We start from the raw sequence: 15,244 nt of genomic DNA, 5'->3' as shown, positions 1-15,244 counted from the left end.
AGTTCAGGTTGTGGGCATAATTCTCCGGCGGGAAATTAAAATGAATGGAAAGATGCAAAGTTCGCATGTAAAAAACGAAACTACGTACAATATTCCCCTGTTGATTAACGAAAATGTGATCTCAAGCGGAATTTCATTGATCTCGCTGTGGCATACCTATGCCGACGAACATTACCGGGTTATTTGGCCGCGCGATAAGAAAAAGCCACTGATAGCTAATTCATGGGTTGCTGTCTATACCGTCCAGGGTTGTGGAAAAATCCTGCTAAAAGGTGGCGAACACATTACTCTCACCGGAAACTGTATAATCTTTTTAAAACCAACCGATATACAGTCTTATCATTGCGAAGGGTTGGTATGGGAACAATACTGGATGGAGTTCACGCCAACCAGCGTAATGGATATTCCGCTACGCCAACAAAGCATTATTTATAATGGTGATATTTATAATCAGGAGCTGGCTGAAGTTTCACAATTAATTACTTCCTCAGACTCAATGATAAATAATCTGGCCGTCGCCTTTCTCACAAAAATAATTTATCAATGGATTTGTCTTATTTACGCTGAAGGTAAAAAAGACCCACAACGGATGCAAATTGAAAAACTGATTGCCACTCTGCATGCCAGCCTGCAAAAACGCTGGAGCGTAGCGGATATGGCAGCCACCATTCCCTGTAGCGAAGCCTGGCTACGCCGTCTGTTTTTACGTTATACCGGAAAAACGCCAAAAGAATACTATCTCGATGCCCGGCTGGAACTGGCGCTGTCACTGCTAAAACAGGAGGGAAATACGGTCGGACAGGTGGCAGATATGCTTAACTTTTTTGACTCGTTTCATTTCAGCAAAGCTTTTAAACACAAATTTGGCTATGCACCGTCGGCGGTATTGAAACATGCGGACCGGCACCCAAAGGATGCCGGTCAACAGGATTAGTGCAATTCTGGCCAGTACGCTTTGTTGGCCTCGATCAAATCATCAAGAATCGCTTTTGCCACAGATGCGCTCGGTACGGTTTTCGACAAGGTGATAGCCTGCCACAAACGCTGATAAGAACTGTGCTCCCAGGCATCAACCACCAACTTCTCAACCGCTACCTGCTGGCTCATCAGCCCTTTCTGGAACTGAGGTATATCACCCACCGTCAACGGTTCCGGGCCGTTATGCCCTACCAGGCATGGGATCTCGACCATCGCTTCATCATCAAAGTTATGAATGGCCCCGTTGTTCGGCACAATCAGCAACATTCTTTCCTGAGTATTAAAGGCAATAGCCGCCGCCAGATCGACAATGTAAGAAGCATGTTCGTCAATCTCCAGCTCACCAGCGGCAGAATTGCCCGCCTCAATGATTGCGCGGCAGGAACCGAACACCTGTTTTTCACGGTGGTCCATCACCTCATTGGCGCGCGTGCGCTGCGGATCAGAGTGCTGCACCACGTAATCCGGGAATAAATAGTATTTCAGATATGTATTCGGCATGGTATCTGGATCCAGCGCCTGTACATCTTTTGCCTTCGCAAAGGTATCGTTCCAGCTTGCTTCTGTGTGCGGGTCGTTTGACGGAGGAACATAACCATACTGCGCCACATATTCGCGCAGCTTCGGCATCAGATCGTTACCCTGCAGATCTTCAATCGATGTCCACCAGCCGAAGTGGTTCAGTCCATAGTAACGCACACGCATCTGTTTGCGGTCTTTAAGGCCAACGATCTGTGCCATCCGCCCTTCAATACCGATAGGCATATCGCAAATATTGAGGATTTTCGCATTTGGACGCAGCCGACGCGTGGCTTCAGCAACAATTGCCGCCGGATTGGAATAGTTAAGCATCCAGGCGTTTGGTGAATATTTTTCCATATAATCCACCAGTTCCAGCACGCCGCCAATAGAACGCATTCCGTAGGCAATCCCACCCGGCCCGCAAGTTTCCTGACCTAACACCCCGTGACGTAATGGGATTTTTTCATCTTGTTCGCGCATTGGGTATTTACCCACTCGGATATGCGCCATCACGAAATCGACATCGGTAAATGCTGCTTTAGGATCGGTGGTGTAACTAAACTCAATTTCCGGTGCCTGTTCTTTGAGGATGATTTTACATGCCTCAGCAATCACTTCCTGGCGAGCGCCATCGTTGTCATAAAATTTCAGCGCACGAAGCGGGAAACGGTCCTGATTTGCCAGCAACATCAGCACGATACCCGGCGTAAAGGTACTACCGCCACCTGCGATAACCACTGAGAATTTTTTCATGATACTGCCTCCGTCATGGGGATCTGTTCGTTTGATAAAGAAGATTTCATTAGCGTTTCGAGCTGCTCGCGTACCTGAGGAACGTGCAAACCAACAATGACCTGAATACCGTTGCCGCGGCGCACAACACCGTGCGCGCCCAACGCTTTGAAGACGTCATCGCTTTGAGTTTTCGCCATGTCGTGAAGCGCAATACGCAGGCGAGTAGCGCAGTTATTAATACTCTCGATATTGCTTGCGCCGCCTAACGCCTGTAGAAAACCCGCAGCCTGACCCAGTTTGGTCTCCGGCGATGCGGCGGTGGTTTTCCCACGAGCAGTTTTGTAATCAGCTTTGGTATAGAGTTTGATTTCGCTGTCTTCTCGCCCTGGCGTTTTCAGGTTGAAGCGCAGGATCAGGGCGCGGAAGATGGCGAAATAGAGCACGGTAAAGGCCAGACCAATCGCTATCTGGGTGAACATCATTCCGGCATGGTTGTGGAACATTGGGATCCAGTTTTGCGGTAAGAACTGATCAAGCAGACCGCCGCCCATGTTGCCTACCACGCCGCAGAGATACATTACCGTCGCCATGGAAGCCGCCAGCACGGCATGTACAGCAAACAATAAGGGAGAGATAAACAGGAAGGTAAACTCCAGCGGTTCGGTAATCCCAACCAGCACAGCCGTTAGCGTAGCGGGGATCAATAGTCCCGCCACCTTCACCCGGTTTTCCGGGGAGGCGGTGAAGTAGAGCGCCAGAGCAATGCCCAATGAACCAAAGATTTTCGAGTTGCCGTGCAGGGCAAACCCACCTTCAGGGAACAGCGTTTTCAACGACTCAGTACTTTGGCTGAATTCCTGCAAATGTTGCGCCCAATAGACCTGGATGCCGCCTTCCACCGCGGCAGGGCCGAAAATAAATGGCCCATAGACGAAGTGATGCAGCCCGGTCGGAATTAAAATACGCTCCAGGAAGGTATACACCCATACCCCCAGCGCACCTGCAGAACGCAGAAAAGCTTGCAGAGATTCAATCCCCATTTGCACCTTTGGCCAACCCAGCAGCGTCAGCCAGGCGCAGGGAATCATCACCAGGAAGGCAATGATCACCACAAACGATGTCCCCTGAAAAATACCGAGAAATACTGGCAAGGGTTTATCGAAATAACGGTTATGTAGAGCAGTAACAATACCGGAAATGACAATTGCGCCGATGATGCTGGTATCAAGCGTTTTAATTCCAGCCATCATCGTTAAACCACTACCAGCAGTCGGGTCTGCGCTAAAATCCACGCCGAAGAAATGTCCCCATGTCATACCCATGGCATTGATGAAGTAATTCCACGTCAGGAAACTGACCAATACCGCCAGACAAGCGCGGCCCTGAGCCTGTTTTGCCAGACCAATAGGCAGGCCAACGGCGAAAATCAGCGGCATATTACGAAATACCGTCCAGCCACCTTCTTCGATGATATGAACGATTTGGGCGAACAAACTGTTGGGATCGGTAAGCGCTTCGCCCACAAAGAGCGGATTGCGCAACATAATAGCGATACCCACGACGATACCAGCAAAGGGAAACAGCAGCACCGGGGTGAACATCGCGCCGCCAAAGCGTTGTATTTGACTGAGCATTTTCACATCCTCATAGAACAACCAGTAGGGAGAGAGGCCTTTTTTTTCGTCATTGCTGGCCTGATACGAGAATAGAAAGTTGCGATCCTCCGGACATGGTATGCCGCTACGATTCGTGATCGCTTTCATGGTTTTAATTTCGACAATGAGGTCTACTTTTCACGTAAAAGTTAGACATCAAAAGGTCTATGGTGCGGTGATTAAAAGAAAAAAGAGGTCTGGTAGTGATCTACAAATCAATTGCGGAACGACTACGAATTCGCCTGAATTCTTCTGATTACAACATCGGTAGCCCGCTACCTGGCGAAAAAAAGCTTGCCGAAGAGTTTGCGGTGTCACGAATGACGATCCGTAAAGCAATTGATATGTTAATTGGCTGGGGATTGGTCGTACGCCGTCATGGGAGTGGAACTTATGTAGCACGCAAAGATGTCCATCATGAAACCACCAATCTAACCGGACTGGCGGAAGTGCTGAAGAGACAGGGAAAAGAAGTCACCAGTGAGGTACTGGTTTTTGAAGTAATGCCCGCACCACCGGCAATTGCCAGTCAGCTGCGTATCCAGATTAATGAACGTATCCACTTCTCACGCCGTGTTCGCTATGTGGATGGCAAACCGCTGATGCTTGAAGACAGCTACATGCCGGTAAAATTATTCCGTAATCTGTCACTGGCACATCTGGAAGGGTCAAAATTCGATTACATTGAGAAAGAGTGCGGGATAACAATCAGCGGCAACTATGAAAGTCTGACCCCCGTTCTTGCCGATAAGCAGCTCTCCGCACAGATGAACGTACCTGAACAGACGCCGTTATTACGCATTACCTCGTTGTCATACAGTGATAGCGGGGAATTTCTAAATTATTCAGTCATGTTCAGAAACGCCAGCGAATACCAGGTGGACTACCACTTACGGCGTGTCCACCCGGACCCGTCCTGACGCTAACCCATTCCCCAGAAGAGCACCGCCAGCAATTGCGGGGTGATAATCCTCAGGAACATGACCAGCGGATAAACGGTGGCGTAGGAGAGCGCTGCCGCCCCGCTGGTGGCATGCAGGTTGTTAGCAAACGCCAGCGCAGGAGGATCGGTCATTGAGCCGGCCAGCATGCCGCACAGCGTCAGATAGTTCATTTTGGCGAATATCCGCGCCAGCAAGCCCACGGTAATGAGCGGAATCGCGGTAATGAAAATACCGTAGCCCACCCAGCTCAGACCATCGCCCTGCGTCAGGGTATGAACAAAATCACCGCCTGACTTCAGACCAACCACCGCGAGAAACAGTACGATACCCAACTCTCGCAGCGCCAGGTTAGCGCTGGGAGGCATAAACCAGTACAGCTTACCGATGCTGCCAATACGTCCAAGAATCAAAGCCATAATCAGCGGCCCACCGGCCAGCCCCAGCTTTAACGCCACCGGGAAACCCGGGATAAACAGCGGGATTGACCCCAGCAGAACACCCAGTCCGATACCGATAAATACCGGCAGCATCTGCACCTGCTGCAGTTTTTGCTGCGCGTTACCAACAACATTGGCAACGGCGTCAATCGACGAAGGGCGCCCAACCAGATTGAGGATGTCCCCGAATTGCAGGCTAGCGTCGCTGCTGGCTACAAGTTCAACCCCCGCACGGTTCAGGCGGGAGATCACCACGTCGTAACGTTCTTTAAAGTGCAGATCGCGGATACGTTTACCCAGCACTTGTTCGTTGGTCACCACCACGCGCTCAACGCGTAAATCAGTCCCGCGCGTCGACAACGATGTGTCCACCTCCTGACCAATCACCACCTGCGCGTTGTGCAGATCGGCTGGCTGCCCGACCAGGTGTAGCAGGTCGCCCATCTGGATAACTGTCCCTGGCGACGGCACCATCAATGTCTCGTCACGTTTCAGACGTGAGCAGATGATTTTGTCGCTGTTCAGAATCGGGACATCCTGAATTGCCATATTGTTGATGTTTGGGTTTTCCACACGGATGTTCATCGTCTGAATCAGTGCGTGCCCGTTGGTTAGCGTGGATTCATGCTGCTGGGCTTCAGCATCGACGTTAACGCGGAAAATAAGGCGCATCAGCCACATGGTGAGTAAAATTCCGCAAATGCCGAAAGGATAAGCCATGGCATAGCTCATCCCCATCTGGTCAACCACATCGCCAGGGGTACCCAGATCACGCAGAATTTGCTGCCCGGCTCCCAACGCTGGGGTATTGGTGACCGCCCCGGAGAATATACCCAGTACCACGGGAAGAGGAATGGCAAAAAGTTTATGCAGAATCGCGGTGACCAGGCCACCCATGATGACAATCAGCACGGCAAACAGATTCAGCCGCAGGCCCGAAACGCGCAATGACGCAAAAAAGCCCGGTCCGACCTGGATACCGATGGTGTAGACGAACAGGATCAGGCCAAATTCCTGAATGAAATGCAGCATGTCGCCGCTCAGGGTCATCCCTGCCTGATCGACAAAATGCCCGACAATAATACCGCCGAACAGCACGCCTCCGATGCCAAAACCAACACCACGTATTTTTATGTTGCCGATCCATAATCCGACAACTGCCACTAATGCCAGAACGCTGACCGTCAATGCTATATCACTCATTATCTTGTTCCCTGTGAATAACATCATTAAGTAAATGGATTCTCGCAGAGTACAGTCGCAATGTATGGGTGGTAAAGCACAAAAAAGCCCCGTCATTTCTGGCGGGGCAAAGGCATGGAGCTATTTAACTATTTAATGCGGGACGTTCGCTGATAGCGATACGTTGTGGAGCAATGGCTTCAGGTTCATTCCGGGTCAAATCGATATGCAGCAAGCCGTTAGTGAAGCTTGCGCCGGAGACCTCCATATTTTCAGCCAGCGTAAAGCTCAGGCTGAACGGCTGAATGACCAGCCCCTGGTGCAACCATTTGGTCTCTTTTTCCGGCTGCTGCGGCGTACCTTTCACGGTCAGGCGCGTACCTTCCAGTTGAATATCCAAATCTTCCTGGCGGAAACCGGCTAACGCAAGGGTAATGCGGTAGTGGTTATCATCGCTCTTTTCGATGTTATAAGGCGGGAAGCTCTGGCTTTCACCGGTGTTTTGCAAAGCATTGGCCAGTTTGTCAAAACCGATCCATTGACGCAGCAGTGGGGATAAATCGTAGTTACGCATAATAATCTCCTTCTAAGAAGCGAGTAGGTACCTTTCGGCTCCCTGACGGCAAGCCGATGACTTAGCAAGGCCGCCTGAAGCGGCCTATAGAATTAGTTGATTTCGATGCGGCGCGGCTTATTCGCTTCAGGAATCACGCGCTCAAGATCGATATACAGCAGACCATTTACCAGGTTTGCGCCGCGAACATGAATGTTCTCCGCTAACTGGAACTTACGTTCGAAGTTGCGCTCGGCAATACCCTGATACAGGTAAGTACGTTCTTTTTGATCGTCCGCATGGGCGCCTTTCACCACCAGCAGATTATCCTGGGCAGTAATTTCCAATTCGCTTTCAGCAAAACCAGCAACGGCTATCGCAATGCGGTAATGGTTTTCGTCTACCAGCTCAACGTTGTACGGAGGGTAGCCGCCATTGCTTTGGCCCTGATTGTTTTCCAGCAGGTTAAACAGACGGTCAAAACCAATAGCAGAACGGTACAGCGGGGATAAATCAAAGTTACGCATAATTAATAGCTCCTGAAATCAGCGAGAATAATTGACCTTCCATCATGGACAGGTCAGGTAGCCAGGACACCCATCAGGCATGCCCTTCATTTGTCTACACTCTAAAAATGGGTCTTAATACAAACTTTTCAAGCGTATTCATCTGACTTTTTTTGCAGTTTGTTGTCTATTGCATACACTGGGGGGAGCAGTTGTTCTCGTTAAATCGCGATGGCCGCCACAGTGCGACGAAATGGTGATGTTATTTTCGCAACGGATCGCTTTAACTCACCATGCAAACACGATAAATACAGATGAATAAATGATGATTAAAAAAATGTTGGTAACACTGACGATGTGTAGTGGGATAGCGTTTGTAAGCGGCTGTTCTAGCATCATGTCGCATACCGGTGGCAAAGAAGGGACATATCCTGGCACGCGAGCCAGTGCCACAATGATTAGCGAAAGTGATACGAACTGGGGAACCAAGTCGCTGGCAATTCTGGATATGCCTTTCACCGCGGTGCTCGATACGGTATTGCTACCGTGGGATCTCTTTCGCAAAGACAACTCGGTGAGATCCCGCGTAGAAAAGAGCGAGGAGAGAACCCAGGCCACGAACGCCGTTATTCCCCCGGCAGAAATGTCCGCTCCATAAGTTAACGCCCGGTTTCAGTCACCCACAGCTGGCGGAAACCCTCGACGTCTTCCATCCACGCAACCTGTCGACCATCAGGGGAGAAGACGATCGCATCGGCCGACGGCGGGTTACCATGACGTTCCGTTAAAAAATCAATCTTGCCCGTTTGAACATCACAACAAGCAATTCTGTTCTCCAGTACAAATCCCAGCCATTTCCCCGATGGGTGCCAGTTAAAGGCTGACTGAATATTCGTAGTGCATTGGGTAAGCTGACGCGGTGCACCCCCCTGTGGGGAAATCAGCCATAGCTGCACAATACCGCTGTCATCACGCATTAAAAACGCAATCTCAGACGCCTTTGGATTACTGCGTACCCAATGGCGAGGTTGATTCACCAGCCCCGGGAAGGCGCGCTCATGGGTAAACGTCAGGCGACGTTGGCAAATACCGGATGGCGGCGCAGGCATGGTCATGTCAGTCCCCTCCAGAGGCGCGTCCCCCGGCTGTTTCCAGCCACTTTCATCCAGTGGCAAATCGACAATAAACAATTCCGGTACTTTTTCGCCATTCACTGACAACGTATCGCCGATAAACGCCAGCCTGTTTTCTCCTACCCAGCCCTCTTCATAGGCACGGTTAATCTCATCGCTACCCGGTTTTGGCGTTGGTGTCGTCTGGCTCACCAGTACGCACCAATGGCTGCCACTGTATTCACGCGGATGCTGCGCGGAGACCTTCACCGGCCCATACGGTGCAGCTACGCCGACGTTGCGTAAATCCAGCGCCGCCGAGCGCTCATGCAAAACATGGTCGTTATAGGTGAAACTGACAAACTCACCGTTTGGGCTAAAGACATGCACATGACTCCCGCCACGCAGCGCGCCTGGCGTGTACGGCGCGGTAATATCCATCGCATCCAGATTCTCCACCCCAGCCTGCGTAACAATCACCCCACGACGATGATGGAAGTCGTAATGCCATGTTTCATCAGGATTTTCAGGCCCATGAATGAATACATATTTTTCCGACTTTGGATGAACGGTCACCACGCCAACGTGCGCTCCCTGAGTAGCCCGGTAAATCACCTCCAGTTCGCCAGTATGGATATTGACGCGCTCAATTGTTTCACCGGTAAAGGCGGCGCCAGAAGGACGCACATCAAAGACCAGCCACTGGCTGTCCGGTGTCCAGGTGTTAATATTGGTAAGCTGATGATTACGCGGCGTAAAGGTGATTTGCTTCATGGGATGCCCTGATACAAGACGATTAAAGCAATCATACTTCACAAGCACTTCACTTTCAGGCTTTAGCGTATCGCCATCTTCATTTTTGCGGACAGAAAGATGGAACATTTTGACGTGGCGATTATCGGATTAGGTCCGGCAGGCGCAGCGCTGGCGCGGCAGTTGAGCGGAAAAATGCGCGTGATTGCGTTGGATAAAAAACGCCAGTGCGGCAACGAAGGTTTCACTAAACCCTGCGGCGGTCTGCTGGCCCCGGACGCCCAGCGTTCGTTTATCCGCGATGGTATAACCTTACCCGTTGATGTCATCGCCAACCCGCAGATTTTTAGCGTTAAAACGGTTGATGTTGCCGCTTCTTTGACGCGTAACTACCAGCGCAGCTACATTAATATCAACCGCCATGCTTTTGATTTATGGCTTAAATCTCTCATCCCTGATGATGTGCAGGTGTACCACGACAGCCTGTGTCGGAAAATCTGGCGCGAGGGCGATAAATGGCATGTTATTTTCCGCGCCGACGGTTGGGAGCAGCAGATCACCACGCGTTATCTGGTGGGGGCAGACGGTGCGAATTCACTGGTGCGCCGTCATCTCTATCCCCAGCACCAAATCCGTAAATATGTCGCTATTCAACAATGGTTTGCGGAGAAACATCCTGTGCCGTTCTATTCCTGTATTTTTGATAATGATGCAACTGACTGTTATTCATGGAGTATCAGCAAAGATGGCTATTTTATCTTTGGTGGCGCCTACCCCATGAAGGACGGACAGGCACGCTTTGACGCGCTGAAGGAGAAGCTGAAAGCGTTCCATTTCCAGTTCGGCAAACCGGTGAAAAGTGAAAAATGTACGGTGCTGTTCCCCTCACGCTGGAAGGATTTCGTCTGCGGTGAAGACAATGCGTTTTTGATTGGCGAAGCGGCCGGTTTTATTAGCGCCAGCTCGCTGGAAGGGATTAGCTATGCGCTGGACAGCGCGGAGATCCTCAAATCGGTACTGCTGCGGGATACGCCAGATATGAATCACGCTTACCGTAAAGCCACCCACAGGTTACGTCTCAAACTGTATGGCAAAATCCTTAAAAGCCGGGCACTCACATCAGCATTTTCGCGGAAATGGATAATGCGCAGCGGCGTGGCGCATATTCCCCAGGGAGACCATTCAGCACCACAAATCATGGCTGAAACAGGGCAAATGTAACAAGGCACTTGCCCATAATTTCTTAATTCAGCGCAAATTTCTCAATGGCATACGCGACGCCATCTTCGAGGTTGGATTTGGTCACGAAGTTGGCGATTTCTTTGACTGATGGAATAGCGTTGTCCATGGCAACGCCCACGCCTGCGTATTCAATCATCGCGATGTCGTTTTCCTGATCGCCTATCGCCATCACCTCTTCGGCTTTAATACCTAACGCATCGGCCAGCGATTTTACGCCCGTCCCTTTATTGACGCGTTTATCGAGGATTTCGAGGAAATACGGCGCACTTTTCAATACGGTGTACTTCTCTTTTACTTCTGCTGGGATGCGCGAGATGGCTTTATCGAGGATCTCCGGTTCATCAATCATCATCACTTTCAGGAACTGGGTTGCTGGATCCATTTTCTCGGCTTCACAGAACACCAGCGGGATGGTCGCGACAAACGATTCGTGCACCGTGTAGTAGCTGATATCACGGTTCGCGGTATACAACGTGTTGCGATCGAGGGCGTGGAAATGTGAGCCAACTTCCCGGGAAAGCTGCTCCAGGTAGCGATAATCGTCATAGCTTAACGCAGTTTGCGCTACGGTACTGCCATCTCCAGCTTTCTGCACCAGCGCACCGTTGTAGGTAATGCAGTAGTCACCGGGCTGTTCCATATGTAGTTCTTTCAGATAGCTGTGAACGCCGGCATACGGGCGTCCCGTGGTCAGCACCACATTCACGCCACGCGCGCGCGCTGCGGCAATCGCCGTTTTGACCGCAGGTGAAATGGTGTGATCGGGCAGCAGAAGTGTGCCATCCATGTCGATAGCAATAAGTTTGATAGCCATGAGTTCCCCGGATTAAATGAGTCCGTCCTCATGCTAACGCGATTCCGCTCAAAAAACAGCTACGAAAAGGGGGATAGAAAGGGGAATCGAGATTCCCCTTTTGACAATCGATGGTAGGCCGGATAAGGCCTGAGCCGGCAAACGTAAACGAACTGCCTGATGACGCTTCGCTTATCAGGCCTACAGGAGCAGGCCTGAGATACATGTTAGATATCGATGTTCGCCGCTTTCAGGGCGTTCTCTTCGATAAACGCGCGACGCGGTTCAACGGCATCACCCATCAGCGTGGTGAATAGCTGGTCGGCAGCAATCGCATCCTTCACGGTAACGCGCAGCATACGACGGCTTTCCGGATCCATGGTGGTTTCCCACAGCTGTTCCGGGTTCATCTCGCCCAGACCTTTATAACGCTGGATAGCGAGGCCGCGACGAGACTCTTTCTGCAGCCATTCCAGCGCCTGCTCGAAGCTGGCAACCGGCTGGCGACGTTCGCCACGTTCGATAAACGCATCGTCCTCGATCAGTCCACGCAGCTTCTCGCCGAGCGTACAAATACGACGATATTCGCCACCGGTCACAAATTCATGCTCCAGCGGATAATCGGTATCAACGCCGTGGGTACGCACGCGGATCACCGGCTCGAACAGGTTCAGTTCAGCGTCTTTACGCACAAAGCTGTTCCAGGTGCTGCCGTGAACTTCGTTTTCATTCAGTACGTTAACCAGCTGGGACACCCAGGCAGTGACTTTCGCTTCATCAGCCAGATCGGCTTCAGCCAGCGTCGGCTGATAAACCAGTTCTTTCAGCAGCGCTTTCGGGAAACGACGTTCCATACGGCCAATCATTTTCTGCGTCGCGTTGTATTCAGAAACCAGTTTTTCTAACGCTTCACCCGCCAGGGCTGGTGCGCTGGCGTTGGTGTGCAGCGTGGCGCCATCAAGGGCGATAGAGATCTGGTACTGATCCATCGCTTCATCGTCTTTGATGTACTGTTCCTGCTTGCCTTTCTTCACTTTGTACAGCGGCGGCTGTGCAATGTAAACGTGGCCGCGCTCAACGATTTCCGGCATCTGACGATAGAAGAAGGTCAACAGCAGCGTACGGATGTGCGAGCCGTCGACGTCCGCATCGGTCATGATGATGATGCTGTGATAACGCAGTTTGTCCGGGTTGTACTCGTCGCGACCGATGCCGCAGCCCAGCGCGGTGATCAGCGTCGCCACTTCCTGAGAAGAGAGCATCTTGTCGAAACGCGCCTTCTCAACGTTAAGAATTTTACCCTTCAGCGGCAGAATCGCCTGGTTCTTACGGTTACGTCCCTGCTTCGCAGAGCCGCCCGCTGAGTCCCCTTCCACCAGGTACAGTTCAGAGTGAGCCGGGTCGCGTTCCTGACAGTCCGCCAGTTTGCCCGGCAGACCCGCTAAGTCCAGCGCGCCTTTACGACGGGTCATTTCACGCGCGCGACGTGCAGCTTCACGGGCACGCGCAGCATCAATAATTTTGCCGACAACGATTTTCGCGTCAGACGGGTTTTCCAGCAGGTATTCGCTCAGCAGTTCGTTCATCTGCTGTTCTACCGCCGATTTCACCTCAGAGGAGACCAGCTTGTCTTTGGTCTGTGAGGAGAACTTCGGATCCGGTACCTTCACGGAAACAACGGCAATCAGGCCTTCACGGGCATCGTCACCGGTGGCACTGACTTTGGCTTTTTTGCTGTAGCCTTCTTTGTCCATGTAGGCGTTCAGGGTACGGGTCATCGCCGCACGGAAGCCTGCAAGGTGAGTACCGCCGTCACGCTGCGGAATGTTGTTGGTGAAGCAGTAGATGTTTTCCTGGAAACCATCGTTCCACTGCAGCGCAACTTCAACGCCGATACCGTCTTTTTCGGTGGAGAAGTAGAAGATATTCGGGTGGATCGGCGTTTTGTTTTTGTTGAGGTATTCAACAAACGCCTTGATGCCACCTTCGTAGTGGAAATGGTCTTCTTTGCCGTCGCGCTTGTCGCGCAGACGAATAGAGACGCCGGAGTTCAGGAATGACAGCTCACGCAGACGCTTCGCCAGAATGTCGTATTCGAACTCAACGACGTTGGTAAAGGTTTCGTGGCTTGGCCAGAAACGGACCTGAGTCCCCGTCATTTCTGTTTCGCCAGTTACTGCCAGCGGCGCCTGCGGCACACCGTGCACGTAAGTTTGCTGATGCACTTTGCCTTCACGACGAATCACCAGTTCCAGCTTCTGTGACAGGGCGTTAACGACGGAAACCCCCACACCGTGCAGACCGCCGGAAACTTTATAGGAGTTATCATCGAATTTACCGCCTGCGTGCAAAACGGTCATGATAACTTCCGCTGCCGAAACGCCCTCTTCCGGGTGAATACCGGTTGGGATACCACGGCCATCATCGGTAACGGACACGGAGTTGTCAGCGTGAATCGTTACCACGATATCTTTACAGTGACCCGCGAGCGCTTCGTCGATAGCGTTATCTACCACCTCGAATACCATGTGGTGCAGACCGGTGCCGTCATCCGTGTCGCCGATATACATACCCGGGCGCTTACGCACCGCATCCAGTCCTTTCAGGACTTTGATACTGGAGGAGTCATAAGAATTCGACATCAACGTTTCTCGCTCATTTTATCTTGGGTTAATCCGTTATTTTACCCTTTTCCACGGTAAACATCTTCGAATTTTCATCGGACATGTCTATAACGTGTTCAGCGCTGATTGCGCTGACAAAGACCTGAGATTGCGTGGCTTTTAAGCGGCTGGCCAGCAGTCCGCGACGCGCGTCATCCAGTTCAGAGGCAAAATCATCTATCAGGTACAGGCAGCGCCGCCCGCTTTCACGGGTAAGGAACTCCCCTTGCGCCAGACGTAAGGCGCACATCAGCAGCTTTAGCTGCCCACGCGACAACGTATCTTCCACCGGCGCACCGTCGGCGCGAATGCGGAAATCCGCCTTATGCGGACCGTGCGCGGTGTAGGTCAACATGCGATCGCGTTCAAAACTACGTTCCAGCACTTCGGCGTAATCTGTCTCTTTCTCCCAGCCGCGCTGGAAAGAGAAGGAGAGAGAAAACTCGGGAAGAAACTGCTGGCAGGTATCCGCCATATCCTGCGCGATACCAGCGCTGTACTCCGCGCGCCAGGTGCTGATTTGTTCCGCCAGTGGGATCAGTTCTTTATCCCACGGGCGCAGTTGCTCATAACGACTCACCTGGCGCAGCGCTGCATTGCGCTGCTTGAGCAGTCGCTTCAGGTTGCTCCAGGCGGTGAAAAATCCGGCTTCATTGTGAAAGCATCCCCAGTCAAGGAATGCTCTTCTGTATTTGGGGCCGCCATTGAGTAAAGTAAACCCCTCAGGCGTGATCAACTGCATCGGCATCAGGTGCGCCAGTTCCGCGACCTTGTGCCCGTCAGTGCCGTCAATGCGCACTTTGCTGTCACCCAGTTTGTCTTTCGTCAGGCCAATCGACGTCTCACGTTCTTCACCCTGCAAACGCCCGTGTAAAACAAACGACTCCTGCTCGTGGCGAATCACGCGGCCAATCTGCAAACTGCGAAACGCCCGACCATGGCCGAGCGTATAGATGGCTTCCAGCACGCTGGTTTTGCCGCTGCCGTTAGCGCCAACCAGAAAGTTAAAGCCGGGAGATAAAGCGAGATCCGCATTTTCAATATTGCGGAAATCTTTAATCAGGAGTCGGGATAGCGACATATCAACTCATAACCAGGGCGTTATCGTCGCAGTTAGTCTGGTTACGGCCAGCGCACAGCAACCGGAGCGTACTGAAGTACGTGAGGAT

Annotated in this window: 13 protein-coding genes and 1 other annotated feature; of the genes, 4 read left to right on the top strand and 9 right to left on the bottom strand. The window is 51.7% G+C overall.

Annotation, left to right across the window (positions count from 1 at the left end):
- The first annotated feature begins 40 nt into the window (after positions 1-40).
- Positions 41-934, top strand: a complete 894-nt coding sequence (locus OGV98_RS22850; protein WP_032941110.1) for an AraC family transcriptional regulator — start codon at positions 41-43, stop codon at positions 932-934.
- Here the strand turns inward: OGV98_RS22850 and OGV98_RS22845 are convergent.
- Together OGV98_RS22845 and OGV98_RS22840 are read right to left on the bottom strand one after the other, a co-directional pair.
- Positions 931-2,253 (bottom strand): 6-phospho-alpha-glucosidase, encoded by a 1,323-nt coding sequence (locus OGV98_RS22845; protein WP_003840616.1) that lies wholly within the window; start codon positions 2,251-2,253, stop codon positions 931-933. The genes OGV98_RS22850 and OGV98_RS22845 overlap by 4 nt on opposite strands.
- Positions 2,250-3,869 carry an alpha-glucoside-specific PTS transporter subunit IIBC gene (locus tag OGV98_RS22840; protein ID WP_210943649.1) on the bottom strand — a complete coding sequence of 540 codons (1,620 nt, stop codon included), beginning with the start codon at positions 3,867-3,869 and terminating at the stop codon, positions 2,250-2,252. The genes OGV98_RS22845 and OGV98_RS22840 overlap by 4 nt, the downstream gene beginning before the upstream one ends.
- Before the next feature lie 224 nt (positions 3,870-4,093).
- Between OGV98_RS22840 and OGV98_RS22835 the strand changes: the two genes are divergently transcribed.
- Positions 4,094-4,810, top strand: coding sequence for a GntR family transcriptional regulator (locus OGV98_RS22835; protein WP_049000657.1), 717 nt, complete (start codon positions 4,094-4,096; stop codon positions 4,808-4,810).
- A 2-nt stretch (positions 4,811-4,812) separates the two neighbouring features.
- Here the strand turns inward: OGV98_RS22835 and OGV98_RS22830 are convergent, their stop codons facing one another.
- The 3 genes from OGV98_RS22830 to ibpA form a co-directional block, all read right to left on the bottom strand.
- The gene (locus tag OGV98_RS22830; RefSeq protein ID WP_003844438.1) at positions 4,813-6,474 is read right to left on the bottom strand and encodes a putative transporter; all 1,662 of its coding nucleotides are present in this window, start codon (positions 6,472-6,474) and stop codon (positions 4,813-4,815) included.
- A gap of 124 nt (positions 6,475-6,598) precedes the next feature.
- Entirely contained in the window at positions 6,599-7,027 is a 429-nt protein-coding gene (gene ibpB / locus OGV98_RS22825) for a small heat shock chaperone IbpB (protein WP_003840609.1), read from the bottom strand.
- A 92-nt stretch (positions 7,028-7,119) separates the two neighbouring features.
- Positions 7,120-7,533, bottom strand: coding sequence for a small heat shock chaperone IbpA (gene ibpA, locus OGV98_RS22820; protein ID WP_003023882.1), 414 nt, complete (start codon positions 7,531-7,533; stop codon positions 7,120-7,122).
- Positions 7,527-7,599 (bottom strand) — a sequence feature (ROSE (Repression Of Heat Shock gene Expression) occurs in the 5'-region of heat shock genes and acts as an RNA thermometer to modulate expression.). (Overlaps the previous gene by 7 nt.)
- Before the next feature lie 238 nt (positions 7,600-7,837).
- Here ibpA and OGV98_RS22815 point away from each other — a divergent pair.
- Positions 7,838-8,170, top strand: a complete 333-nt coding sequence (locus tag OGV98_RS22815) for a YceK/YidQ family lipoprotein (protein ID WP_003840607.1) — start codon at positions 7,838-7,840, stop codon at positions 8,168-8,170.
- Between the two features lies 1 nt (position 8,171).
- On the opposite strand, the gene OGV98_RS22810 is transcribed toward OGV98_RS22815, so the two are convergent.
- The gene (locus OGV98_RS22810; protein ID WP_202580902.1) at positions 8,172-9,398 is read right to left on the bottom strand and encodes a YidR family protein; all 1,227 of its coding nucleotides are present in this window, start codon (positions 9,396-9,398) and stop codon (positions 8,172-8,174) included.
- A gap of 99 nt (positions 9,399-9,497) precedes the next feature.
- Between OGV98_RS22810 and cbrA the strand changes: the two genes are divergently transcribed.
- Complete coding sequence (gene cbrA / locus OGV98_RS22805) at positions 9,498-10,598, top strand: colicin M resistance lipid reductase CbrA (RefSeq protein WP_202580901.1); 1,101 nt, start codon at positions 9,498-9,500, stop codon at positions 10,596-10,598.
- A 22-nt stretch (positions 10,599-10,620) separates the two neighbouring features.
- Here cbrA and yidA read toward each other — a convergent pair whose 3' ends face one another.
- The 3 genes from yidA to recF all read right to left on the bottom strand — a co-directional run bounded on the left by yidA (position 10,621) and on the right by recF (position 15,156).
- Complete coding sequence (gene yidA / locus OGV98_RS22800) at positions 10,621-11,433, bottom strand: sugar-phosphatase (protein ID WP_003023871.1); 813 nt, start codon at positions 11,431-11,433, stop codon at positions 10,621-10,623.
- Positions 11,434-11,639: 206 nt separating this feature from the next.
- A complete protein-coding gene (gene gyrB / locus OGV98_RS22795; protein ID WP_003844435.1) occupies positions 11,640-14,054 on the bottom strand; it encodes a DNA topoisomerase (ATP-hydrolyzing) subunit B in 2,415 nt (804 codons plus the stop codon).
- A gap of 28 nt (positions 14,055-14,082) precedes the next feature.
- Positions 14,083-15,156 carry a DNA replication/repair protein RecF gene (recF, locus tag OGV98_RS22790; RefSeq protein WP_003844434.1) on the bottom strand — a complete coding sequence of 358 codons (1,074 nt, stop codon included), beginning with the start codon at positions 15,154-15,156 and terminating at the stop codon, positions 14,083-14,085.
- Positions 15,157-15,244: the final 88 nt, after the last annotated feature.

Source organism: Citrobacter sp. Cf136 (assembly GCF_030333815.1).
GTDB classification, from domain to species: domain Bacteria; phylum Pseudomonadota; class Gammaproteobacteria; order Enterobacterales; family Enterobacteriaceae; genus Citrobacter; species Citrobacter freundii.
Note: the sequence above shows the minus strand (reverse complement) of the source record. Positions and strands in the feature narration are given on the sequence as shown.